At 62.8% G+C, this 22905-nt stretch carries 21 protein-coding genes and 1 pseudogene; 4 read left to right on the top strand and 18 right to left on the bottom strand.

Annotation, left to right across the window (positions count from 1 at the left end; genetic code table 11):
- The first annotated feature begins 173 nt into the window (after positions 1 to 173).
- The gene (gene uvrC, locus Q1B16_RS00425) at positions 174 to 2039 is read left to right on the top strand and encodes an excinuclease ABC subunit UvrC (protein ID WP_299783852.1); all 1866 of its coding nucleotides are present in this window, start codon (positions 174 to 176) and stop codon (positions 2037 to 2039) included.
- A 70-nt stretch (positions 2040 to 2109) separates the two neighbouring features.
- On the opposite strand, the gene Q1B16_RS00430 is transcribed toward uvrC, so the two are convergent.
- From Q1B16_RS00430 to trpS, 15 genes and pseudogenes are all read right to left on the bottom strand, one after another.
- Positions 2110 to 2541, bottom strand: coding sequence for a thioesterase family protein (locus Q1B16_RS00430; RefSeq protein WP_299783853.1), 432 nt, complete (start codon positions 2539 to 2541; stop codon positions 2110 to 2112).
- Positions 2541 to 3299 carry a TIGR02186 family protein gene (locus Q1B16_RS00435; RefSeq protein WP_299783855.1) on the bottom strand — a complete coding sequence of 253 codons (759 nt, stop codon included), beginning with the start codon at positions 3297 to 3299 and terminating at the stop codon, positions 2541 to 2543. The genes Q1B16_RS00430 and Q1B16_RS00435 overlap by 1 nt, the downstream gene beginning before the upstream one ends.
- The gene (locus Q1B16_RS00440; protein WP_299783856.1) at positions 3299 to 4213 is read right to left on the bottom strand and encodes a sulfite exporter TauE/SafE family protein; all 915 of its coding nucleotides are present in this window, start codon (positions 4211 to 4213) and stop codon (positions 3299 to 3301) included. The genes Q1B16_RS00435 and Q1B16_RS00440 overlap by 1 nt, the downstream gene beginning before the upstream one ends.
- A 159-nt stretch (positions 4214 to 4372) precedes the next feature.
- Positions 4373 to 5338: an ABC transporter permease gene (locus Q1B16_RS00445; protein WP_299783857.1), complete on the bottom strand. Its 966-nt coding sequence runs from the start codon at positions 5336 to 5338 to the stop codon at positions 4373 to 4375.
- Between the two features lie 34 nt (positions 5339 to 5372).
- Positions 5373 to 6503, bottom strand: a complete 1131-nt coding sequence (locus tag Q1B16_RS00450) for an ABC transporter permease (protein WP_299783859.1) — start codon at positions 6501 to 6503, stop codon at positions 5373 to 5375.
- A gap of 382 nt (positions 6504 to 6885) precedes the next feature.
- Positions 6886 to 8448 (bottom strand): annotated as a pseudogene (locus Q1B16_RS00455) (ABC transporter ATP-binding protein); the annotation flags it as partial.
- Between the two features lie 96 nt (positions 8449 to 8544).
- A complete protein-coding gene (locus Q1B16_RS00460; protein WP_299783861.1) occupies positions 8545 to 9549 on the bottom strand; it encodes a BMP family ABC transporter substrate-binding protein in 1005 nt (334 codons plus the stop codon).
- Positions 9550 to 9659: 110 nt separating this feature from the next.
- A complete protein-coding gene (locus tag Q1B16_RS00465; protein WP_299783863.1) occupies positions 9660 to 10112 on the bottom strand; it encodes a GNAT family N-acetyltransferase in 453 nt (150 codons plus the stop codon).
- Complete coding sequence (gene tsaB / locus Q1B16_RS00470) at positions 10109 to 10684, bottom strand: tRNA (adenosine(37)-N6)-threonylcarbamoyltransferase complex dimerization subunit type 1 TsaB (RefSeq protein ID WP_299783865.1); 576 nt, start codon at positions 10682 to 10684, stop codon at positions 10109 to 10111. The genes Q1B16_RS00465 and tsaB overlap by 4 nt, the downstream gene beginning before the upstream one ends.
- The gene (locus tag Q1B16_RS00475) at positions 10674 to 11237 is read right to left on the bottom strand and encodes a NifU family protein (RefSeq protein ID WP_299783867.1); all 564 of its coding nucleotides are present in this window, start codon (positions 11235 to 11237) and stop codon (positions 10674 to 10676) included. The genes tsaB and Q1B16_RS00475 overlap by 11 nt, the downstream gene beginning before the upstream one ends.
- Before the next feature lie 99 nt (positions 11238 to 11336).
- Entirely contained in the window at positions 11337 to 11867 is a 531-nt protein-coding gene (locus Q1B16_RS00480; RefSeq protein WP_299783869.1) for a hypothetical protein, read from the bottom strand.
- A 64-nt stretch (positions 11868 to 11931) separates the two neighbouring features.
- A complete protein-coding gene (locus tag Q1B16_RS00485) occupies positions 11932 to 12387 on the bottom strand; it encodes a universal stress protein (RefSeq protein WP_299783871.1) in 456 nt (151 codons plus the stop codon).
- A 66-nt stretch (positions 12388 to 12453) separates the two neighbouring features.
- Positions 12454 to 12918: a GNAT family N-acetyltransferase gene (locus tag Q1B16_RS00490; RefSeq protein ID WP_299783873.1), complete on the bottom strand. Its 465-nt coding sequence runs from the start codon at positions 12916 to 12918 to the stop codon at positions 12454 to 12456.
- Positions 12915 to 13775 (bottom strand): branched-chain amino acid aminotransferase, encoded by an 861-nt coding sequence (locus Q1B16_RS00495; protein WP_299783875.1) that lies wholly within the window; start codon positions 13773 to 13775, stop codon positions 12915 to 12917. Before Q1B16_RS00495 ends, Q1B16_RS00490 begins: the two co-directional genes overlap by 4 nt.
- Before the next feature lie 129 nt (positions 13776 to 13904).
- The gene (gene trpS / locus Q1B16_RS00500; protein WP_299783877.1) at positions 13905 to 14948 is read right to left on the bottom strand and encodes a tryptophan--tRNA ligase; all 1044 of its coding nucleotides are present in this window, start codon (positions 14946 to 14948) and stop codon (positions 13905 to 13907) included.
- 76 nt (positions 14949 to 15024) lie between these two features.
- Between trpS and Q1B16_RS00505 the strand changes: the two genes are divergently transcribed.
- The gene (locus Q1B16_RS00505) at positions 15025 to 15714 is read left to right on the top strand and encodes a rhomboid family intramembrane serine protease (RefSeq protein WP_299783879.1); all 690 of its coding nucleotides are present in this window, start codon (positions 15025 to 15027) and stop codon (positions 15712 to 15714) included.
- Here the strand turns inward: Q1B16_RS00505 and murJ are convergent.
- The gene (murJ, locus tag Q1B16_RS00510; RefSeq protein WP_299783881.1) at positions 15711 to 17258 is read right to left on the bottom strand and encodes a murein biosynthesis integral membrane protein MurJ; all 1548 of its coding nucleotides are present in this window, start codon (positions 17256 to 17258) and stop codon (positions 15711 to 15713) included. The genes Q1B16_RS00505 and murJ overlap by 4 nt on opposite strands.
- A 290-nt stretch (positions 17259 to 17548) precedes the next feature.
- On the opposite strand from murJ, the gene Q1B16_RS00515 reads away from it, so the two are divergent.
- Positions 17549 to 17851: a type II toxin-antitoxin system Phd/YefM family antitoxin gene (locus tag Q1B16_RS00515; RefSeq protein WP_299783883.1), complete on the top strand. Its 303-nt coding sequence runs from the start codon at positions 17549 to 17551 to the stop codon at positions 17849 to 17851.
- Positions 17852 to 17997: 146 nt separating this feature from the next.
- Here the strand turns inward: Q1B16_RS00515 and Q1B16_RS00520 are convergent, their stop codons facing one another.
- Positions 17998 to 20808 (bottom strand): [protein-PII] uridylyltransferase, encoded by a 2811-nt coding sequence (locus Q1B16_RS00520; RefSeq protein WP_299783885.1) that lies wholly within the window; start codon positions 20806 to 20808, stop codon positions 17998 to 18000.
- Positions 20768 to 21949: a penicillin-binding protein activator gene (locus Q1B16_RS00525; protein WP_299783887.1), complete on the bottom strand. Its 1182-nt coding sequence runs from the start codon at positions 21947 to 21949 to the stop codon at positions 20768 to 20770. Before Q1B16_RS00525 ends, Q1B16_RS00520 begins: the two co-directional genes overlap by 41 nt.
- A gap of 89 nt (positions 21950 to 22038) precedes the next feature.
- Between Q1B16_RS00525 and rsmI the strand changes: the two genes are divergently transcribed.
- The gene (rsmI, locus tag Q1B16_RS00530) at positions 22039 to 22896 is read left to right on the top strand and encodes a 16S rRNA (cytidine(1402)-2'-O)-methyltransferase (RefSeq protein WP_299783889.1); all 858 of its coding nucleotides are present in this window, start codon (positions 22039 to 22041) and stop codon (positions 22894 to 22896) included.
- The last annotated feature ends 9 nt before the right edge of the window (positions 22897 to 22905 follow it).

Consider the following 22905-nt stretch of genomic DNA (forward strand, 5'->3'; position numbering starts at 1 on the left):
TAGGCAAATCAGCGAACGGACCGAAAAACAAAGGAAAATCCCGAACGTCTGAAACTTCTCCGCAGACTTATCCACAGAAACCGTGGATGTCTTAACGGTTGCATACGTGGGATTGATGGGGCAGCGAGATCGAAAGAATCGTGGAATCCACAGAAGCGTCAAATCAGACTGACATGTCCAAGCACACTGACACCGAACCTCTGACCGGGCACGCCTGTATCCAGAGCTATCTCAAGACACTGGATTCGAGTCCCGGCGTCTACCGGATGCTCGATAGCCAGGCGCGGGTGCTCTATGTCGGCAAGGCGCGCAACCTCAAGGCGCGGGTGTCGAATTACGCGCGCCTTGCCGGGCATTCGGGGCGCATCGCGCGGATGATCTCGGAAACCGCGTCGATGATGTTTCTCACGACGCGGACGGAAACCGAGGCGCTGCTCTTGGAGCAGAACCTCATCAAGCAGCTCAAGCCGCGCTACAACGTGCTTTTGCGCGACGACAAGTCATTCCCGAACATCCACGTCACGGATCACGCCTTCCCGATGATCCACAAGCATCGCGGCGCGAAAAAGGAAAAGGGCGCGTATTACGGACCTTTCGCCAGCGCGGGCGCGGTGAACCGGACGCTGAACCAGTTGCAGAAGGTGTTTCTGCTGCGCAATTGCACGGACGCGATGTTCGAAAGCCGCACGCGGCCTTGCCTGCTCTACCAGATCAAGCGGTGCAGCGCGCCTTGTGTCGGGAAGATTTCGGAAAAGGATTATGCCGAGAGCGTACGCGATGCAGAACGCTTCCTGTCGGGCAAATCCACCAATGTGCAGGAAACGCTGGCCAAACAGATGGCGCAGGCGTCGGAAGAGATGGAGTTCGAACGCGCCGCCGCCTTGCGCGACCGCATCCGCGCGCTGACGCAGGTTCAGACGGCGCAGGGCATCAACCCGCGTGGCGTGACCGAGGCGGATGTGATCGCGCTGCACCTGGAGAAGGGACAGGCCTGCGTTCAGGTGTTCTTCATCCGGGCGAACCAGAATTGGGGCAACCGCGATTTCTACCCGCGTGTCGGCCCGGACGTGGAAGAGGCCGAGGTGCTGGAGGCGTTCATCGGCCAGTTCTACGACACCAAGGAACCGGCCCGGCTTTTGCTGCTCTCACATCTGATCGAGAACGAGGATCTGATGACCGAGGCCCTGACGACAAAGCTGGGCCGCAAGGTGGAGATCGCGGTGCCGCGCCGGGGCGAGAAGTCGGAGCTTGTGGACGGGGCGCTTCGCAACGCGCGGGAGTCGCTGGCGCGGCGGATGGCGGAAACGGCGACACAGGCCAAGCTGTTGCGTGGACTGGCCGAGGCCTTCGGATTGGACACGCCGCCCGAGCGGATCGAGGTCTACGACAACAGCCATATTCAGGGCACCAATGCCGTGGGCGCGATGATCGTCGCGGGGCCGGACGGCTTCATGAAGAACCAGTATCGCAAGTTCAACATCAAGGGGGATGACCTTACCCCGGGCGACGATTTCGGGATGATGAAAGAGGTGTTGACCCGGCGGTTCAAGCGGCTGCTCAAGGATGACCCGGAACGCGACAAGGGGTTGTGGCCCGATCTGTTGCTGATCGATGGCGGCGCAGGGCAGGTGTCCGCCGTGCGCGAGATCATGAAAGAATACGGGGTCGAGGACGTACCGATGGTCGGCGTGGCCAAGGGCGTGGACCGCGATGCGGGCAAGGAGGAGTTCCATCGCACGGGGATGCGCCCCTTTGCGCTGCGCCACAATGATCCGGTGCTGTATTTCGTGCAACGTCTGCGGGACGAGGCGCACCGGTTCGCCATCGGCACGCACCGGGCCAAGCGGGCGAAGTCGCAGATGGCGAACCCGCTGGATGAGATCGCGGGCGTCGGCGGCGCGCGCAAGCGGGCGCTTCTGGCGCATTTCGGGTCGGCCAAGGCCGTCAGCCGCGCCAATCTCGCGGACCTCAAGGCGGTGGACGGTGTGAGCGAGGCGTTGGCGGAGCGGATCTACGCGTTCTTCCACGAGAAAGGGTAGCCGCCCTGCCTCCGGCGCCGCGCTTTGGCGGTGTCTGTTGCGTGTGCATATTTTTTGGAACAATGAAGGTTCAGGGGACAAGCGTGCCCAACGCCTCGCGCACTTGCGCAGGCAGCGGCGCGGGGCGGTTGTCTGCGCCGACATGCACTTGGGTAAAGAACCCTTCGGCCCCGGCCGTATCGTTGTCATTGGCGAACAGCGCGATCTCGTAGCGGAAGGAGGATGTGCCGATATGGGCGATCCTGATCCCGGCTGTCAGGATGTCGGGGAAGCCCAGTTCCGCGTGATAGCGGCAGCCGCTTTCGACAACGAGAAAGCGGGTCGCTTCGGGGCCTCGGATCTCGATCCCTTGATCCATCTGCCAGAGGCTTACGGCGGTGTCGAAAAGCGCGTAGTAGGTCGCGTTGTTCAGGTGGCCGTATTCGTCATTGTCCTGCCAGCGCGTCGGCAGAATGCGGAAGGCGCGGTAGTCGGCGCGGGTTCCGGGGGCAGGGCGTGCCATCAGCCCGACCGCAGCAGACGGAACGCCGCCGATGCGCCCCATCCGGCGGCGATCGCGATGGCGAGCGACAGAAGGCCATATGCCAGCGGCTGCTGACGTGACAGGTTGAAGAGCCAGCGTTCGAGACCGACCTTGCGCACATCGATGCTGGTCTCGTAATGCGACACCACCTTGCCACCGCGGGTCAGGAAGATGCGGGTGGCGTACTCGCCTTCGGTCAGGTTCGCGGGCATCTGGATCGCCGTGTTGAAAAGCGTGGCTTCCTTCAGGTCGACCGCGCCTTCGTTGAGCACGTAGAGGCCGTTGTCCATGCGAATGCGGATCAGCGCGTTGATGAAGGCCTGCGGATTGGCGACCTGCGACCAGGCTCCGACGGACCGGATGGCGCGCGGAATCGAGATCGTGTGGCGCAGATCGTCGGCTTCGTTGAGAACCTCCTCCCACGGCGCAGAGGTGGCGATGGCGTAAAAGCTCGGCGCGGCGGACACGTTCAGGGAATCGGCGTTCACCCAGATGCCCAGGATGCGGTCCTTGCGGCGCACGGTGATCGGCTCCAGCGGGCCGGAGATCGTGACGATGACCTGAAGCGGGGGCGCTTGCGCGATCGGTTCTTCGCGTTTGATCGCTCCGTAAAGGATAATCTCGGATCCGTCGAAATTGGTCGAGATCGAGACCTGATCCCGGCTGAGGCCGAGCACCACCTCTTCGGCACGCAAAGGCGCGGCGAGAAGGGTTAGGATCAGGAGCAGCCAACGCATCAGTGACCCTCCGCCGCGCCGATCGAAAAGAGCTCGGCCGGTTGGATCAGCAGGTCCAGTGCCAGCTTGCCGCACACGACGAGCACCATGAGCGCCAGCAGGATGCGGAGTTGTTCGGCCTTGAGCCGGGACCCGATCATCGTGCCGAACTGGGCGCCGACGACGCCGCCGACAAGAAGCAGGACCGCCAGCACCATGTCCACGGTGTAGTTCGTGGTGGCGTGCAGGAGGGTGGTGAAACCGGTGACGAAGATGATCTGGAAGAGCGATGTGCCCACGACCACCTTTGTGGGCATGCCCAGCAGGTAGATCATCGCAGGCACCATGATGAAACCGCCGCCCACACCCATGATCGCCGCGAGAATGCCCACCAGAACGCCGACGATCAGCGGCGGGATCACCGAGATGTAAAGACCCGAGGTGCGGAACCGCATCTTGAAGGGCAGGCCGTGGATCCAGTTGTGTTTCTTCCGCGCGGGCGGCTTGCCGGACTTGGTCTTGCGGATGGCGTTCAGGCTTTCGACGAACATCAGCGACCCGATGATGCCGAGAAACACGACGTAGCAGAGCTTTACCAGCAGATCGACCTGACCCAGGCTTTTGAGGTAATTGAAAACCCAGACACCCAGCGCCGCGCCGACAAGACCGCCGATCAGGAGGACGGTCCCCATACGCAGGTCGACGGTTTTGCGTCTGAGATGTGCCAGCACGCCCGAAAACGACGACGCGACAATCTGGTTCGCCTCGGTCGCGACGGCGACGGCGGGGGGGATCCCGATGAAGAACAGCAGCGGTGTCATGAGGAACCCGCCTCCGACACCGAACATGCCCGACAGCACGCCGACCGCACCGCCCAGACCCAGCAGGAGAAAGGCGTTTACGGAAACCTCGGCGATGGGGAGGTAGATCATCATGTTTGTCCTTAAACCCAAGCGGCGCGCCGTTTCAAGGTGTGCAGTGCCGCAGGTGCAAAAAGGACTTAGAATTTGGTCTCAACTGGACTCAGGGTGGGGAGGAGGATGCGGTGACGCATCCTCCGGTTTCCGTTGACGGAAGCAGGCCCGTGTTTGGGCTCAGCGTTCCTTGACGTAGGGCTCACCGCCCGCGCGCGGCGGGATGGCCTTGCCGACGAACCCGGCGAGGATGACCACCGTCAGGATGTAGGGCAGCGCGTCCATGAATTGCACCGGCACCACGAAGGCTCCGAGATCGATATTCTGGTAGCGCAGCGCCACGGCTTGCAGCAGTCCGAAGAGCAGGCAGGCGTAGAGCGCGTACCACGGCCGCCACTTGGCAAAGATCAGGGCGGCCAGCGCGATAAAGCCGCGGCCTGCGGTCATGTCCTTGACGAACCCGGCCTGAAGCGCCGTGGCGAGATACGCGCCCGCAACACCGCAGAGGATGCCGCAGATGCCCACCGCCACGTAGCGCAGCCCCACGACCGAAATGCCTGCCGTGTCCACCGCTTCGGGGGCTTCACCGACGGCACGCAGGCGCAGGCCGAAGCGGGTGCGGTAGAGCAACCACCATGTGAGCGGCACCATTGCGAAGGCGACGTAGACGAGGACGGAATGACCCGAGATTAGCTCGGAGTAGATCGGTCCGACCAGCGGTATGCCGGCCAGGGATTGTGCGCCTGGCAGGATGATCGCCTCGAACCGGCCTGCGCCGATCAGCGACGGTGTGCGGCCGCCCTGGCTGAACCAGTCCTGCGCAATGAGGACGGTCAGGCCAGCGGCCAGGAAGTTGATCGCGACGCCGGAGATAAGCTGGTTGCCGCGAAAGGTGATCGAGGCCAGCCCGTGCAGCACCGACAGGGCGAGCGATGCGGCGATGCCAGCGCCAAGGCCCATCCAGACATCGCCGGTGATTGAGGCGATGGCAGCGGAAAAGAACGCAGCCGCCAGCATCTTGCCTTCGAGCCCGATGTCGAAGATGCCCGCGCGTTCGGAAAAAAGCCCTGCAAGACAGGCCAGAAGAAGCGGTGTGGCCAGACGAACGGTGCTGTCGAGGACCTGAAGAAGTGTCAAGAAATCCATGGCGCACCTTTGGCTTGATATTCGTGGTGTGCGGTCATTCCGCCGGACCCGTCTGTGCCGACCGCTTGTCGGGCTTGGGTGTGCGGCGCATCGAGAGGAACAGTTTTTCGAGCGGCATCCGCACCATGTTGTCCAGCGCTCCGGTGAACAGGATCACCAGCGCCTGGATCACCACGATCAGTTCGCGGGGGATGTTCGTCCAGAGCGCAAGCTCGGCCCCGCCCTGGTAGAGGAACCCGAAGAGCAGCGCCGCCAGAAGGACGCCCAGCGGATGGGATCGGCCCATGAGCGCCACGGCGATGCCGATGAAGCCGGCACCTTCGGTGGCGTTCATCACAAGCCGCTCGGCTTCGCCCATGGTGGTGTTGAGCGCCATCATCCCGGCCAGTCCGCCCGAGATCAACATCGTGACCACAGTGATCTTGACCGGGCTGATACCGGCGTATTTCGCGGCGGATTCAGAGTTTCCGAAGGCCCGGATTTCGTAGCCAAGCCGCGTCCGCCAGATCAGCACCCAGACAAAGACACATGCCAGAAGGGCAATGAAGAACGTCACGTTGGCCGGAGCGCCGCGAAACATCGGCTCCGCCGCCGTTGAGAACATTTGCTGGAAGGTGGGCAGATGCGTGGGTTCGGGGAAGCGTGCCGTCGCCGGGTCCATCGCGCCTTGCGGGCGCAGGACATTGACGAGGACGTAGTTCAGAACCGCAGCCGCGATGAAGTTGAACATGATCGTGGTGATCACGATATGGCTGCCGCGCTTGGCTTGCAGATAGGCGGGGATCAGCGCCCAGAGCGCACCGAAAAGCGCCGCCGAGACCGTCGCACCGATAAGCGCCACGTACCAGTTGGGCCACGGAATGTAGAGGCAGGCCAGCGCAACGCCCAGACCGCCGATCATCGCCTGGCCTTCGCCGCCGATGTTGAACAGGCGGGCGTGAAATGCCACGGCGACGGCAAGGCCGGTGAAGATGAAGTTGGTCGCGTAGTAAAGCGTATAGCCCCAACCGGAGGACCGCATCAGCGCGCCGTCAACCATGAGCTTGAAGGCGGCGATCGGGTCTTCGCCGATACCGATGATGACCAGCGCCGACAGGATCGCGGCGAGGATGAGCGAAATCAGGGGGACAAGGACCGCGTCGGCCCAGCCGGGCATCTTATCCATCTTTGTCGCTCTCCTTGGGGTCTTTTTTCGGTTCCGGGTTCTTCGGAGCCGCGTGTGCGGTCTGCGTGATCGTGGCGCTCAGGCTGCCGAGACTGATGGAGTCGGATTTGGGCGGCTGGTCCACGTTGACCGTCTCGGGTGTGATTTCATCGGCCTTCTTGGTCTGGACCGGTGGCTCAGGTGTTTTTGGCTCTTGCGGGCGGTTAGCGGCCTCAACAGGTGTGTCATCCGGGGTGGGCGCTTCAGAGGTCTTCGGATCGGCTTCCGCCTCGGGCTGCGTTGCGTCGGAGGTTTCCTTGGCCTTCGCCTCGGCTTCAGCGGCTTGCTGCAACTCTTCTTCGTTCATCGCCATCGGGGAGGCGGGCATTGCCGCGTGGGCGGTGTCGGTGATGCCTGCCATCAGGAGGCCGAGTTCCTGTTCGTTCGTCTCGGACGGGTCGCGTTCGCCCATGATCTGACCGTCGAACATCACAGCGATGCGGTCGGAAAGCGAGAAGATCTCGTCGAGTTCGACGGACACCAGGAGGATCGCCTTGCCTTCGTCGCGCAGGCGGATGATCTGCTTGTGGATGAATTCGATCGCTCCGATATCGACGCCCCGAGTGGGTTGCCCCACCAGAAGAATGTCGGGATTCCGTTCGATTTCGCGCGCCAGAACGATCTTTTGCTGGTTGCCGCCCGAGAAATTGCGCGCCGCGAGTTTCGGGTTGGGCGGGCGCACATCGAAGCGCTCCATCTTGGCGGCCGCTTCGGCCTTGATCGCGGCGTTGTTCATCAGCGGTCCAGTCTGGATCTTAGGATCGCGGTGATACCCGAAGATCGTGTTTTCCCAGGCGGTGAACGGCATGATCAGGCCTGCACGATGCCGGTCTTCGGGCACATGCGCGATCCCGCGCGCGCGACGGGATTGGCCGTCGGAATGTTTGCCGGTCAGGTCGATCTCCTGACCGTTGACGCGGATGCTCCCGGTCGCGTTCGCGTAGCCGCCAAGCACTTCGAGCAGTTCGGACTGGCCGTTCCCGGCGACACCCGCGACGCCGAGGATCTCGCCCGCGTGCACCTCGAGCGAGATCCCTTTGAGCCGTTCGACACCCTTGTCGTCCGTCAGACGCAGGTTTTCCACCTCGAGCACCGGTTTGCCCGGCGTTGCGGGTTTCTTGTCCACATGCAGCAGAACCTTGCGCCCGACCATCATCTCGGCCAGCCGCTCGGGGCTGGTTTCAGAGGTCTGGACGGTCGCCGTCATCTCGCCGCGGCGCATCACCGACACGGTGTCGGTGGCGTTCATGATCTCGCGCAGCTTGTGGGTGATCAGGATGATCGTCTTGCCCTCTTTGCGCAGGTTATCGAGGATGCGGAAAAGGTGATCGGCCTCTGCCGGGGTCAGAACCCCGGTCGGTTCGTCGAGGATCAGGATGTCCGCCTGCCGATATAACGCCTTGAGGATTTCCACGCGCTGTTGGTGACCGACGCTGAGGTTTTCGATCACCGCGTCGGGATCGACGTTCAGTTCATATTCCTGCGCCAGTTGCTTCAAGACACCGCGCGCCTTGTTCAGCGACGGGCGGAGCAACGGGCCGTCCTCGGCCCCGAGGATGACGTTTTCAAGAACGGTGAAATTCTGCACCAGCTTGAAGTGCTGGAACACCATCCCGATCCCGGCACGGATCGCGGCCTGGCTGTCGGGGATCTGGGTTTCCTTGCCATGAATGAAAATCTGGCCGCTGTCGGCTTTGTAAAAGCCGTAAAGGATCGACATAAGGGTCGATTTGCCCGCGCCGTTTTCGCCGATGATGCCGTGGATCGTGCCGGGCTTGACGCTGATAGAGATATTCTTGTTGGCCTGAACCGGTCCAAATGCCTTGGAGATGCCTTTCAGCTGGATCGCGGGGGCGACCGATGTGGTCTCGGCGGTGGCGTCTGGGGCGGCAACAGCGGTGGTCATGAACTATCCCTGCGTCTGTCTTCGGGTCTGTCGCCCGTCATACGTTGGAGCGGCCGTTCCCGGCCGCTCCGTTCGTTTATCGGTGCTGGTGCGGTCTCAGAAGCTGAGCGCCGGGCAGCTGTCGTTTGCGTAGTAGCTTACAACCTCAATCTCGCCGTCGATGATCTTTTGGCGCGCGTCTTGGACAGCGGTCATCATTTCATCTGTGACAAGCGACTCATTGTTTTCGTCGATGGCAACGCCGACGCCGTCTTCTTCCAGACCGAGCGTGATGCTCGTGCCGGTCTCGATGTTTTCGCCTTGGCTCATGGCGTTGTAGACTGCGACGTCCACGCGCTTCAGCATCGAGGTCAGCACCTTGCCCGGATGCAGGTGGTTCTGGTTGCTGTCGACGCCGATGGAGAGGATGTCCGCATCCGCCGCTGTTTGCAGGACGCCAACGCCCGTACCGCCTGCGGCTGCGTAGATGACATCCGCGCCCTGGCTGATCTGGGCCTGAGCCAGTTCAGACCCCTTGACCGGGTCGTTCCACGCGGCCGGCGTGGTGCCCGTCATGTTGGCAATGATTTCGATATCGGGGTTCACCGCCTTGGCCCCCTGCGCATAGCCGCAGCCGAAGTGGCGGATCAGCGGCACGTCCATACCGCCGATGAAACCAACGGTGCCCGACTCGGACGCCATCGCGGCCATCATTCCGACAAGGTAAGAGCCCTGGTGTTCCTGAAAGGCGATCATTTGCACATTATCGGGGATCTCGGGCAGAAAGCCGTCAATGTTGACGAACTTGGTCTCGGGATAATCCGGTGCGACCTCTTCGATCGCCGAGGCGATGGCGAATCCGGTGGTGATGACGGGGTTCGCGCCCGCTTCGGCAAAGCGCCGCAGTGCCTGTTCCCGCTGTGCTTCGGACTGGATTTCGATTTCCAGGTATTTCCCGCCGGTTTCCTCAGCCCACCGTTGCGCGCCGTTGAAGGCCGCCTCGTTGAACGATTTGTCGAACTTGCCGCCGAGATCATAGATGAGGGCCGGTTCGGCGATCGCCGCGCCAGCGGACAGCGCCAACGCAGCGACGGCACCGTAAAGTTTGGTCATAAGGGTCATTTGCAGCTCCCAGGTGTTGGACCGCGACGGCTTTATTGCGTCGCTTGGTGAGATCGGGTGATCGGCTGCAATTAACGGTTAGGGATGGCAGGGGGTCAACCGCTTTTTAGCTAAGTTCCCTGTGACGTTGGCGCATCTTCGGATTGACGCTGCGCAATGGCGCGGGAAAGCACCAGAGCATCGTCCTTGGACCCGTCCCGCAGCGTGTAGTAGCCGCGCCGCGTGCCGACGGGGGCGAATCCCCTGGCAGTGTAGAAGGCGCGGGCAGGGTCGTTGCGGCTGGCCACTTCGAGCAGGATACGCGCGGCGTTTTCCTGCGCTGCGATGTCGATCAGATCGGACAGGAGCGCCGACGCGATGCCTTTGCGCTGGACGTCCGGTTCGGTGGCGATGGCAAGGATTTCGCATTCCCCCGCCACCAGTTGCGCGATCAAGCCGCCATTGTCACGCGAGAGGAAATGCGTGTGCGGTCGCGCCAATGTCGCGGCGACCTCTTCCGCGGACCAAGGACGCATGTCGACATAGGCGCGGTCCATGAGCGCAGCGAACGCCTCTGGTGTCACGGCAGGATCTTCGGTGCCGCATCGCGGGCGGGGGCTGCGTCTGCGGGCTTAATGTAAAGCGGTTTCGGGCGCTCTGCCGCCGTTGCATCCGCCTGTGCCGCGACCTCTGCCATGGCGAAGATCAGCGTGTGGGCATCCGGTGCGAACACGGCATCGGGGGCATCTTGACCCGAGACAAGTTGGGGAGAACCGCCCGGGCTCTGTGCGTAGATCATGTCGCGCGGGGCCATGACGGCGGCTGTCGCTTCGGGGTGCAGGTGATGGATCGCCCGAAGTGTGGACACGCCAATGGCGGGCACGCCGAGGCCCAGTGCCAATCCGCGCGCCGCGGAGACGGAGATGCGGATGCCGGTGAAGTTTCCCGGCCCGACGCCGACGCCAATGCGGGTCAGGTCAGACCACGATCTGCCGTGTTTGCCCAGAAAATCCTCAAGCATGGGCATCAGGTGTTCTGCCTGTCCGCGCGACATCTCGTCGACATGGGTGGCGATCACGCGACCGTCCCAAAACAAAGCGGCTGCGCAATGCGCAGCCGATGTGTCGAACGCCAATAGGGTTGTGTCAGACAGCAACCGGGCGAACCTCGGTCACCTCGGGGATGTAGTGGCGCAGCAGGTTCTCGATCCCCATCTTGAGCGTCAGCGTCGAAGACGGGCAACCTGCGCAGGCGCCCTGCATGTGCAGATACACGACGCCCCGGTCGAACCCGTGGAACGTGATGTCGCCGCCGTCCTGGGCAACGGCGGGACGGACGCGGCTGTCCAGCAATTCCTTGATCTGGCCCACAATCTCGCCATCCTCACCGGTGTGTTCGGCATGGCCGGACGGCGCTTGCGCATCGCCTGCCATGACCGGGTCGCCGGACTGGAAATGCTCCATGATCGCGCCAAGCAATGCCGGTTTGAGATGGTCCCAATCGGTGCCGTCATCCTTGGTCACGGTGACGAAGTCATGTCCGAAGAACACCCCTTTGACGCCATTGACGTTGAAAAGACGCGTCGCCAGCGGAGAGGCAGATGCCCCCTCGGCCGTCGGGAAATCCGCAGTGCCCATGTCGAGCACGGTCTGGCCGGGAAGAAACTTGAGCGTGGCCGGGTTCGGCGTGGATTCGGTCTGGATAAACATGGCGTCGCCTCCTGATGAGAGTTCATATATGCGCATGCGCCGGTGCAGCGTCAAGGTTTAGAACAGTTCTAAGTTTTGCGGGAATGCCCGCATCGCAATTCAGCGAATAGGCAGCAATCTCACCTCGAATGTGCCTGACACGGGCATCGGCGTCGAAAGGTCGATGGTTTGCCCGAAATCGAAGCTTTGCCCAAGCGTTCCGGTGAAGCTGCCACTGACCTGCAACAGATCGCCGTCCAGCGCCCTGTCGGTCACGACGACCGCCAAACCACCGCTATCTGCCCGCCCGTACCAGCGTTCGAAGCCGGAACCACGACTTCTCCGCAAGAGCGACATTTCCGGCAGTTGCGCGCCATTGCGCAAAAGGTCGAACGCCAGTCTGAGAGATTGAAAGCGCTGCCAGGTTTCGAGGTCTGTGGGGCGGGTCAGGATGCTGACCTTCGCGAACCCGGCAGAGCCGGTCCAATCGCTGTGCCCTGCGTTCAGCGGTAATTCCAACCGCTCGTCGGCCAAAACGATCGTGATGAAGCCACCTTCCGTGGCGGTCGCCATGTTCGCAGCAAAGAGGCTGGCGCCGAGCCACAGCATCCGCAACGCGCGCAGTGGGCTTATCTCAAGGCCAGCGGCCACCTCACTCTCCTTCCTGTGCCGTCGACACGCTCTCTGCCGTGCCACCTGACGCAAGGGGGTCGTGTCAGGTGATCGCTTCGAGCCTTTCTTTCGACAATTCACCCGGCACGATGGTGATCGGAATCGGCAGACTTCCCGAATTCTTGGTCAATTGCGTGACCAGCGGTCCGGGGCCCTTCTTGCCGGAATTGGCACCCAAGACGAGAACGCCGATATCCGGGTCGTCCTGCACCTGAGCGATGATCTCGGTCACCGCCTCGCCCTCGCGGATGACCAGTTCCGGGTTCACGTTCTGCTTGTCACGCATCCATTTCGCGAACACCTCGAAATGCGCGTGGATGCGTTCCCGCGCCTCTTCGCGCATGACCTCGCCGACACCGATCCAATGATTGAACTCGTCCGCCGGGATGATCGACAGGATCTCGACCCCGCCGCCGGTCTTGGCCGCCCGCATCGCCGCAAAGCGCATGGCGTTCAGGCATTCGCGGCTGTCATCCAGCACAACAAGGAATTTACGCATAGATGTTCTCCCGCCGGGGATCATGCCGCAGGAGAGGGACCCGCGCAACAGGAGTTCGCCCGGCCCTCACGTCAGCCCGCTTGGCAAGCTGAGCAAGGGCAACATGCGCTCCGGGATGGCTTCGGATGGGGTGTGTCCGATGCGATGCGCGCCGTGAGACAGGTAAAACGCTTCCGCATCGGGGTCGGACTCAACGCGGAGCGTGCTGACTCCCGCATCGCAGGCCTGCGCCTTGGCCCAGCCGATCAGGGCGGTTCCAACGCCACGGCCCATATGATCCGGCGACACGAACAGCTTGGCAAGGTCCGCTTCGTCGCCATTCAGCCGGACTTGAGCCATGCCAGCAAAAGTGGAGCCGTCGCGAACGACGGCCACCGGGTGTTTCAGATCATCACGCGTGACCCGCAAAACATCGGCGCAGGCCGCCATGAAGGCATCGTCATAGCCCCAATACGCCTTCGACCGCATGCAGAGGTCGGTCAATGCGGCGAGTGTCGCATCGTCAGCCTCCGTCAGGGGCTCTGGCGTCATTCGGAATGGGCCCAATCCCAATACATCTCGCGCACGCGGCGGGTGACGGGGCCGACTTGATAGGACGTGTCCTCGAACCCGACCACGGGCGTCACCTTGTTCATGTTGCCCGACAGGAACACCTCGTCCGCCGCTTCGAAATCGGCGAAGGTGAGCACGGTTTCGTGCACCTGAGTACCATCCGCGCGCAGGTTGGTCATGTGGCGCGCCCGGGTGATCCCGGCAAGGAAGGTGCCGTTGGCGATGGGGGTGAAGACCTCACCATCCTTGACCATGAACACATTGGCGGTGGCGCTTTCGGCGACATTGCCCATCGCGTCGGTGACAAGCGCGTTCTGGAAGCCGCGCGCCCGCACTTCGGCCAGCATTCGCGCGTTGTTCGGATACAGGCAACCCGCCTTGGCGTTGACCACCGCGTCCTCGAGAACGGGACGGCGGAAGCGCGTCTTGCCCAGCGACACGCTGGCGGTTTCGGGCGCCATCGGGATTTCCTCGAGACAGATCGCGAAGCCGGTTTTGTCGGGCGAGGGCATGATGGCAGAGGCATCGCCGTCGATGGCCCAGTACATCGGCCGGATATAGACCGCGCTGTCCTTGGGGTAGGCGCGCAGCCCGTCCCAGACGATCTGCACCATGTCCTCGGCGCTGACGGTGGGCGTGACCATGAGCGCCTCGGCCGATCGGTTCACGCGCTGGCAATGCGCCAGAAGGTCGGGGGCCACACCGTTGACGTAGCGTGCCCCGTCGAACACCCCGCTGCCCAGCCACGCGCCATGATCGGCGGCGTTCATCACCGCGACATCGCCGTTGTGCCAGGTGCCGTTGAAATAGGTGTGAATGTTCGTGCCGGTTGCCATCGGAACCTCCTTCGTTGCCGCGCAGGTTAGGTGCGGGGCAGGGGAAGGTCCAGAGCAGGTGGCGGTGAAAGCCGCCCAAAGGCGGCCTTCAACGCGGTTTCGGTACCTTGGCCATCTGCCCCGGTAATTTCAGCTGACCATCCCCACAATCTCGTAGGTCTGTTTCAGGATCGGCGCCGCAATGGCCCGTGCCCGGTCAGCCCCCTTGCGCAGGATCGCGTCGATCTCGTCAGGTTGCTGCATCAGCCGCGCCATCTCGCCCGAGATCGGAGAGAGCTTTTCCACCGCGAGGTCCGACAGCATCGGCTTGAATTCGGAAAACGGCTTGCCGCCGACGTCGCGCAGGACGTCATCGACCGACTGTTCCGCAAGGGCTGCATAGATGTTGACCAGATTGCGCGCCTCCGGGCGACCCTCAAGGCCATCGGCCTCGGACGGCAGGGCGTCGGGGTCGGTCTTGGCCTTGCGGATCTTCTGCGCGATGGCATCGGCATCGTCGGTCATGTTGATGCGGCTCGCATCCGACGGATCGGATTTCGACATCTTCTTCGACCCGTCCCGCAAGGACATGACCCGCGTCGCGGCACCTTCGATGACGGGTTCCGTCAGTGGGAAGAAATCCGTCTTGAAGTCGTGGTTGAACTTGGTCGCGATGTCGCGGGTCAGTTCGAGATGCTGTTTCTGATCCTCGCCCACGGGAACGTGGGTGGCATGGTAGACAAGGATATCGGCCGCCATCAGAGCGGGATAGGCAAACAGACCCAAAGACGCGTTCTGCTGGTTCTTGCCGGCCTTGTCCTTCCACTGGGTCATCCGCTGCATCCAGCCCATGCGGGCGACGCAGTTGAAGATCCAGGCGAGCTGGGCGTGTTCGGCCACCTGGGACTGGTTGAACAAAATGGATTTCTCGGGGTCGATGCCGCTGGCGATGTATCCGGCTGCCAGTTCACGCGTCTGCCGACGCAGCGCATCGGGGTCCTGCCAGACGGTGATCGCATGCATGTCGACCATGCAGTAGATCGTCTCGAAGCCCTGACCCTGCATTTCGACAAAGCGCTTCATTGCCCCGAGGTAGTTGCCCAATGTCAGGCCGCCCGAGGGCTGGATCCCGGAAAAGACGCGGGTTGTGAACGTGCGAGAGGTTTGGACCCCCTCGGTAGGTGCCGCAGTCATCGTAAAACTCCATCTGGCAAAAGTGGTTGCGGTGCCTTACCCATGGCACCCAGTGCCGTCAAGCAAGGGCCCCAACGTGTCTCATCCCCATAACGAACCCCCGCTCAACCCGCTTCCACCGGTGGTGATCGCGCTGTTTCTTGTGATCGTCGGGATCGAGATCACGTTCAACCTCGGCGCGCGGGGGCTGTTGGGTGGCCCTCAGGCCGTCGGGTGGCGGCTTGGCACGATGGAACGCTTCGCGTTTTCGGCAGAGATCTTCGCGTGGATGCGGGACAGCGGGCGATGGCCGCTGGAGCATGTCCTGCGCTTCGTGTCCTATCCGTTCGTTCATGCCAGTTTCACGCATGCCCTGTTTGCCGGGGTGATGCTTCTTGCCCTGGGCAAGATGGTAGGCGAGGCCATGGGCAGCCTTGCCGTGGTGGCGATCTTCTTCGTGTCGGCCTCCGGTGGCGCGCTGGTCTATGCGCTGACCATCGGCGACACCGCGCCCCTGGTCGGTGCGTTCCCAGCGGTTTACGGCCTGATCGGCGGCTTCACCTACATGCTTTGGCTGCGGCTCGGGCAATTGGGCGAAAACCAGATCCGGGCCTTCACGCTCATCGGGTTTCTCTTGGCGATCCAGTTGATCTTCGGATTGCTTTTCGGCGCCAATGCCGAATGGGTGGCCGACATCGCGGGCTTCGCGATCGGCTTCGGGCTGTCCACGGTTCTGGCACCGGGCGGGTGGTCCAAACTGGTCGACCGCTTGCGCCAGCGCAGCTAGGCGCGTCCGCGTCGGAAGGCCTCCCGGAATTCCCGCAAGGAGAACGCGCCGATGAGCTGGCCGAACAGCGCGTAGCTGCCGGCCCCCAGCGCGATCAGAACCGCGAGCGCGATGAAGCGAAGTCCTGCCGTCGCGAAGAACGGACCAAGCACGACGGTGCTGGCCCACAGCACGCCGCCCATCCCGGCGGAGGCAAGACACACCCGCCAGATACGACGCCGGAACTGATCGTCGAACCGCGCCACGTCCCCCAGCTTGCGGCCACCCCGCCCCAGCATCCAGACCATGACCCAGCCTGCCAGGGTGGTCGCAATTGCCGGTGCGATCCACCCAAGGACAGGGGCCAGGCCAATCGCCACGGCCGCGTTCACCAGCATCGCCCAGACGGCAAAACGGAACGGAGATTTTGTGTCTTCGCGGGCAAAGAACAGGGGCTGTAAAACCTTTTGCAAAACGAAGGCGGGCAATCCCAGACCATAGACCGCCACAGCAGCGGCGATGGCGGCTGAATCGTCCGGGCCGGTTGCGCCGCGCTCGAACAGGACGGTGACCACGGGTAGCGGGATAACGACGAGCGCGACGGCCGCCGGAATGGTCAGCGCCAGCGACAATTCCCCGGCCCGTGAAAACGCGTGTTTGGCACCACGGTCGTCCTGCGCGGTCAGCCGTCGGGACAGGTCCGGCAGAAGAACGATCCCGACGGCGATCCCCACCACGCCGAGCGGCAACTGGTAAAGCCGGTCCGCCGCATAAAGCCAGCCGACCGCGTTCTCGAAATGCGACGCAACCTGTTGGCCGACAAGCAGATTGATCTGCATCACGCCCCCCGCAAGCGCAGCCGGGATCGCGACCACGACCAATCGCTTCATCTCGGGCGTCCAACGTGGCCGCGACGGGCGCAGACGTATCCCGGCGCGATCCGCGGCGACCCAGACCAGGGCCAGTTGTGCAAACCCCGCGACCGGGATGGTCCAGACCAGCCATTGGATGACTTCGCCTCCGGTGTAGGCCGCCCAAGCGATTGACAGGCATACGAAAATATTAAGAAAGACCGGCGCGGCGGCAGCGGCGGCAAAGCGCCCGGTCGCGTTCAAAACGCCAGAAAACAGAGCGGTCAGCGAGATCAGCAGAATATAGGGAAAGATGATCCGGCCATAGTCGACCGTAAGCGCGAAACGCGGGTCTCCGACGAAGCCGCCTGCGGTCAGCCAGACCAGCCCCGGCATGAAAACCATCGCCAAAGCGCTCAGGATCAAAAGGACAAAGGCCAGCCCCGAAAGCGCCTGGGTGGCGAAGCCGGTGGCATTGTCATCGGCCTCCAACCGCTTGGAAAACATGGGAACAAATGACGCGTTGAACGCGCCTTCGGCAAAGAAACGGCGGAACATGTTGGGCAGTCGGAACGCCGCGACGAAGGCGTCCATCACCGGACCGGGACCGATGAAGGCAAGGATCATGACCTCGCGCAAGACGCCCAGAACGCGGCTCATCAAGGTCCAGAAACCGACGGTGAGAACACCGGAAATGAGGCGAATGGGTTTCATGCGGGCTCCTTGCGCGTGACGCATGGGGTAGAGCAGAAATCGCCCGGCGGAAAGTGCCCGTTGTACGGCAGGAGCGTACGGCACGTACGGTTCAGGGCGGTTTTTTCACGGATTTGGCGGCGTTCAGCCGGTTTTGGGGACAAACTCGGGACCCACGTACGGTTCGGACGGCTCAACCGTACGGATCATTCGTACCGTTGACCCTGTCGGGCCGCGTCGCGCGGCGCGGTTACGAATTGGCAAGGTTTCGGTGTCACGGTTGTTTCAACGCTGCCAAAGGACCGATTCCGATGTACCGCTACAACCTGTCTCCATTGGAGGATGTCAGCACCGACTGGCTGCGCAGCCATTTGCGGCAAGTGCTCGACGAAGTGAATTTCCATGGCGCCCGATATGCCATCCTTCGACGTGGCAGACCGATCGCTGGGATCGTCCCGATCACCGAGGCGCGCGCCCTTTTCGAGGCGACACGGGTTGACCGCGCCTACCGAGACATCAGCCGCGATTTGCAAAGGCAGGACGAAGATCGATTGCGCCACGCGGTGTCGGAGATGGCCGGTCAGGACAATCGGGCGGATATCGCGCGCCGATGATCCCTCACAGCGACATATCGGCAATGGGAGGTATCGGGATCATCCACGTGGTATCGCAGTGGTTCGCGTTGTGTCGTTTCTGGTTCGAGGGGCTTTTGCGGCAGTTATACTTGACCCTCAACTCATTGGCTGGTCCGTCGCGGATATCATTCCTTCGCCCGCGCCGCGCCTTCGGAGATGGCGGTACGCAGCTTGGCTTCGAGCGACTTTTGCTTGCTCTCCGAATGGAATTTCAGTCCGAACATATCCTTCACATAGAAGGTATCGACGACCTGTTCGCCGTAGGTCGCGATCACGGCCGAGGCGATATAGACATTGGCATTGGCCAGCGTGCGGGTGAGATCGAAAAGCAATCCGGGACGGTCGCGCGTGTCGACTTCGATGATCGTGTAGATCTCGGAGCCTTCGTTGTCGAACGTGATGGAGGTGGGCACGTTGAAGGCGCGTTCGCGTTTCTTGATCTTGTCGCGCGGTTTCATCGCGTCGCGCGGCACCACTTCGCCGCGCAGGGTCTTTTTGATCATCTCGCGCAGGCGCGGGATACGCACATCCTCGTAGGGCGACCCGTCGCCGTCCTGGATCCAGAAGGCGGCGGTGGCGAAACCATCCTTGGAGGTGAATGTCCGCGCATCGACCACGTTTGCACCGACCAGGGCCAGCGCGCCGGCCAGACGGGAAAAGATGCCGGGATGGTCGGCAAGAGCAAAGCAGACGCGGGTCGCGTCGCGGTCCTCATCGGGATGGATGTCGATGCGAATCTCGTTGTCGTCAATATCGCGCAAAAGCTCTGCGAAAACCTTGTGCGCGGTGACGTGCAAGCCCTGCCAATAAGGCGGGTAATGGCGCCCGGTCTCGACCCGGAGGTCTTTCGCGTCCCATCCCTTGAGCGCCTCGCGGAGCGCCTTTTTGGCCTCGGTCCCGCGGTTTTCGCGGTTGAGCGCCTCCATCCCGTCCTCGAGCGCGCGGCGGGTCTGGCGATAGAGCGCGCGGATCAGGGCCGCTTTCCAGTTGTTCCACGTGCCGGGCCCGACGCCGCGAATGTCGCAGACCGTCAGGACGCAAAGCAGGTCGAGCCGTTCCTTGGTCTGCACCGCCTTGGCGAAATCGCGCACCGTGCGGGGATCGGCGATATCGCGTTTCTGGGCCATGTCGGACATCAGCAGGTGGTAGCGCACCAGCCACTCGACAGTGGCGCATTCCTGCTTGCTCAGCCCCAGTCGCGGCGCGACCTTGCGGGCGATCTTGGCGCCGAGAACCGAGTGATCTTCGTCCCGGCCCTTGCCGATGTCATGCAGCAGAAGCGCCACGTAGAGCACCTTGCGGTTGACGCCGTGCTTGAGGATCGAACTGGCCACGGGCAGCTCTTCGACAAGATGGCCGTTTTCGATCTCGCTCAGGTGCCAGATGCATTGGATCGTGTGTTCGTCCACCGTGTAGTGGTGGTACATGTTGAACTGCATCATCGCCACGATGGGCTCGAATTCGGGGATGAACGCGGCGAGCACGCCAAGCTCGTTCATGCGACGCAATGCGCGTTCGGGATTTCCGTGCTTGAGCAGCAGGTCGAGGAAGATGCGCTGGGCTTCCTTGTCGCTGCGCATGTCCTTGTCGATCAGGTGCAGATTGGCGCTGATCAGGCGCATGGCATCGGCGTGGATCAACAGGCCGGTGCGCAGCGCTTCCTCGAAAATGCGCAGAAGGTTCATCTTGTCGGCGAGGAAATCCGCCTCGTCGATGATGGCGAGGCGGTTGTTCACCACCTCGTAGCCGTCCTTCATTTTGGGCGCGCGTTTCAGCAAGCGCATGAGAAGCGGCGGCTCTTTCTGCTGCGACGCTTCCAGCGAGGTAAGGAAGATCCGGGTCAGATCCCCGACCGACGTGGCATGACGGAAGAAATCCTGCATGAAGATTTCCACCGCGCGACGACCCCCGCGATCGACGTAGCCCATACGCTCGGCCACTTCGACCTGCATGTCGAAGGTCAGCTGTTCGGTGGCGCGGCCCGAGGCGAGATGCAAATGACAACGCACCGCCCAGAGGAAGTTTTCCGCCTTCACGAAGGTCTCGAATTCCTCGGGGCGGAAGATGCCCTTGCGGACAAGTTCGCTGATGTCGTCGGTATGGTGGATGTACTTCGCGATCCAGAAGAGCGATTGCAGGTCGCGCAGGCCGCCCTTGCCCTCCTTGACGTTGGGCTCCACCATGTAGCGCTGGCCCTGCTTGATGTGACGGGCGTCGCGTTCTGCAAGCTTTGCCTCCACGAATTCGACCTCGGTGCCACGGAAGAGCGTCTTCCAGAGCTTGGTGTCGAGTTCTTTCGCCAGAGGTTCGTGGCCAACGAGAAACCGATGTTCGAGCATCGCGGTACGGATCGTGAAATCCTCGGCCCCGAGGCGCAAACAGTCTTTCACGGTGCGCGAGGAGTGCCCGACCTTCAGCTTCAGATCCCAGAGGATGTAGAGCATGGATTCAATCACGCTCTCGGCCCAGGCGGTGATCTTGTAGGGGGTCAGAAACAGCAGATCGACATCCGAAAACGGCGCCATCTCGCCACGCCCGTAGCCGCCGACGGCCAGCACGGCGAGGCGCTCACCCTCTGTCGGGTTCGGGTTCCGGTGGATGCGCTGCGTGGTGATCTCGAAGGTGAGCGCGACCATCTGGTCGGTGAGCCACGTATAGCCGGTCGTCACCGGCAGAGCGTTACGCGGATTGGCATCGAGTCGCGCCGCGATGGCCGCGCGCCCGGTTTTCTGCGCGGCCTTGAGCGTGTCGACAGTGGTTGCGCGGATCTCGCGCTCGTCCGTGGTGTCGCCGAGGCTTTGCCACAGACGATCGCGCAGGTCATTGACGTCGAGGATATCCCCGAACGTGTCGGACACCGGTGGGGCGTCCGACGATTGCTCTTTGATCAAGGACTTAGAAGCCTGCGCCGCCGAAGCCGGATGGGGCTGGGTCAAGAATGGTCACCTGGTTGTTGCGCACGGTCGCGACTGCGAGACCGCGCTCATTGGTTCCGTCGGGACGAAGCCGGAATACGCCGTTCGCGCCCTGAAAGCCCGAGTTCTGGGTCAGGGCTCGGGCGCTCAGCGCGTCGGAACGTCCCTGACGCACAAGCGCGCCGATCGCCGCAATCCCGTCAAAGGCCAGCCCCGCGAGCGGATGCGGTTCCTGGCCGAACCGGGCCCGGTAGCGGCTGTCGAAAGCGGATTTGGCGGCGTTGTCGGGCAGGGTGAAATATCCGCCCTGTGCGCCGGGCATCGACAGGATCTGCGCGGGCACATCCCAACGGGCGAGGCCGAGATATTGCGTCGCCGACGGGCTTACGCCGGCCTCGGGCAGCATTTGCAACAGCATGGGAAGCGCGCCCGCCGCGTTCGAGGTCAGGAAAATCGCGTCGGCTCCGGTGGTCTCGACGCTGCTGCGGATGCGGGGGACTGCGGCGGACACGCCTTGTTGCGAGAACGGGAAGGATTCGATCGCCGCCACGCGGACGCCGTTCTGGCTGGCGGCGGCCTGAATCGCGGCCTTGCCGAACTCGCCTTCGACGTTTTGCGGATGCACGATCACCACCGAGCTGTTGCCCTGCCGGGCCGCGTATCCCAGCAGACGATCGGCGGTGTTTCGAAAGGTCGGCCCCAGGATAAAGACGTTACCGCCCGCGATGGACGGGTTGTTCGAGAAGCTGAGCACGTTCACGCCATTGTCGGCCACCGCCACACCTGCGGCGTTCGCGGCTTCGCCAAAGAGCGGCCCGAGGATGATCTGCGCCCCTTCGGCGACGGCGGTTTCGGCCTGAACGGCCGCACGCTGCGCGTTGCCGCCGGTGTCATAGACCCGCAGGTCGATCTGCACCCCGTCGAGAGAGGCCAGCGCCAGACGCGCGGCGTTCTCGAGGCTTGCAGCCACGGCACCGGCGCCGCTGTCGCTGCGCGGGATCAACAGGGCGACGGGCACGGGCGCGTTCGTGTTCACGCGCGGGCCTGCGCCGCTTGCTGGACCGGACATCATCGCCGGGTCACAGGCGGCAAGGCCCAGAAACGCGGCGACGGCCACGGCTTTGCGCAACAGCTTGCGGGGGGTGGACAAAACAGCCAACATAAAACGCACTCCCTGATCGCGTCACGCCATGGCGCGCGCGAAATTTTGATTTGGGGGGATAATAGACAACGCGAAAGGCGGGTCCAGACATGAATTGGCAGACACGCGATATCGCGCCGGGTCTGTACCTTGTGGCGACGCCGCTGGGCAATGCGCGGGACATCACCTTGCGTGCGCTGGATCTTCTGGCGGGTGCGGATGTTTTGGCCGCCGAAGACACGCGATCGCTGCGCCGGTTGATGGAGATCCACGGCATTGCCTTGGGCGACCGGCCGCTGGTGGCGTATCATGACCACAATGGCGATCGGGCGCGGCCCAGGCTGATGGCCGCGCTGGAGGCGGGACAATCGGTGGTCTACGCGTCGGAGGCCGGAACGCCGCTGATTTCGGATCCCGGTTTTGACCTGATGCGCGCAGCGCTGGAGGCAGGGGTGTCCTGCACGACGGCGCCCGGAGCTACGGCGGCGGTGGCGGCGCTGACCCTGTCCGGGCTGCCATCGGACCGATTTCTCTTTGCCGGGTTCCTGCCCAACAGTTCGGGCAAGCGAAAGACGATGTTGGCGGAGTTCGTCAGCGTGCCGGCAACGCTGATCTTCTACGAATCCCCGAAGCGCCTTGGCGCGATGCTGCGAGACGCGGCCGAGGTTCTGGGCGCGGATCGCGCTGCGGTGATATGCCGGGAATTAACCAAGAAATTCGAAGAGCGTTGCGCGGGAAGCTTGGCGGATTTATCCAAGAAATACGCCGCCGAGGCGCCGAAGGGCGAGATCGTCGTGGTCATCGACAGAGGCGCGGGCGTGACAACGGATCAGGCCACGCTCGACGACGCGTTGAACGATGCGCTGTCGCGGCTTTCGGTCAAGGACGCAGCAAGCGAAGTGTCAAAGATATTCGGGGTGCCGAGGCGCGAAGCGTATCAAAGGGCGATGGCGTTAGGGAAACGTTAGATGTGTTGA

Origin of the sequence: uncultured Marivita sp. (assembly GCF_947488135.1) — a bacterium.
Taxonomy (GTDB): domain Bacteria; phylum Pseudomonadota; class Alphaproteobacteria; order Rhodobacterales; family Rhodobacteraceae; genus Marivita.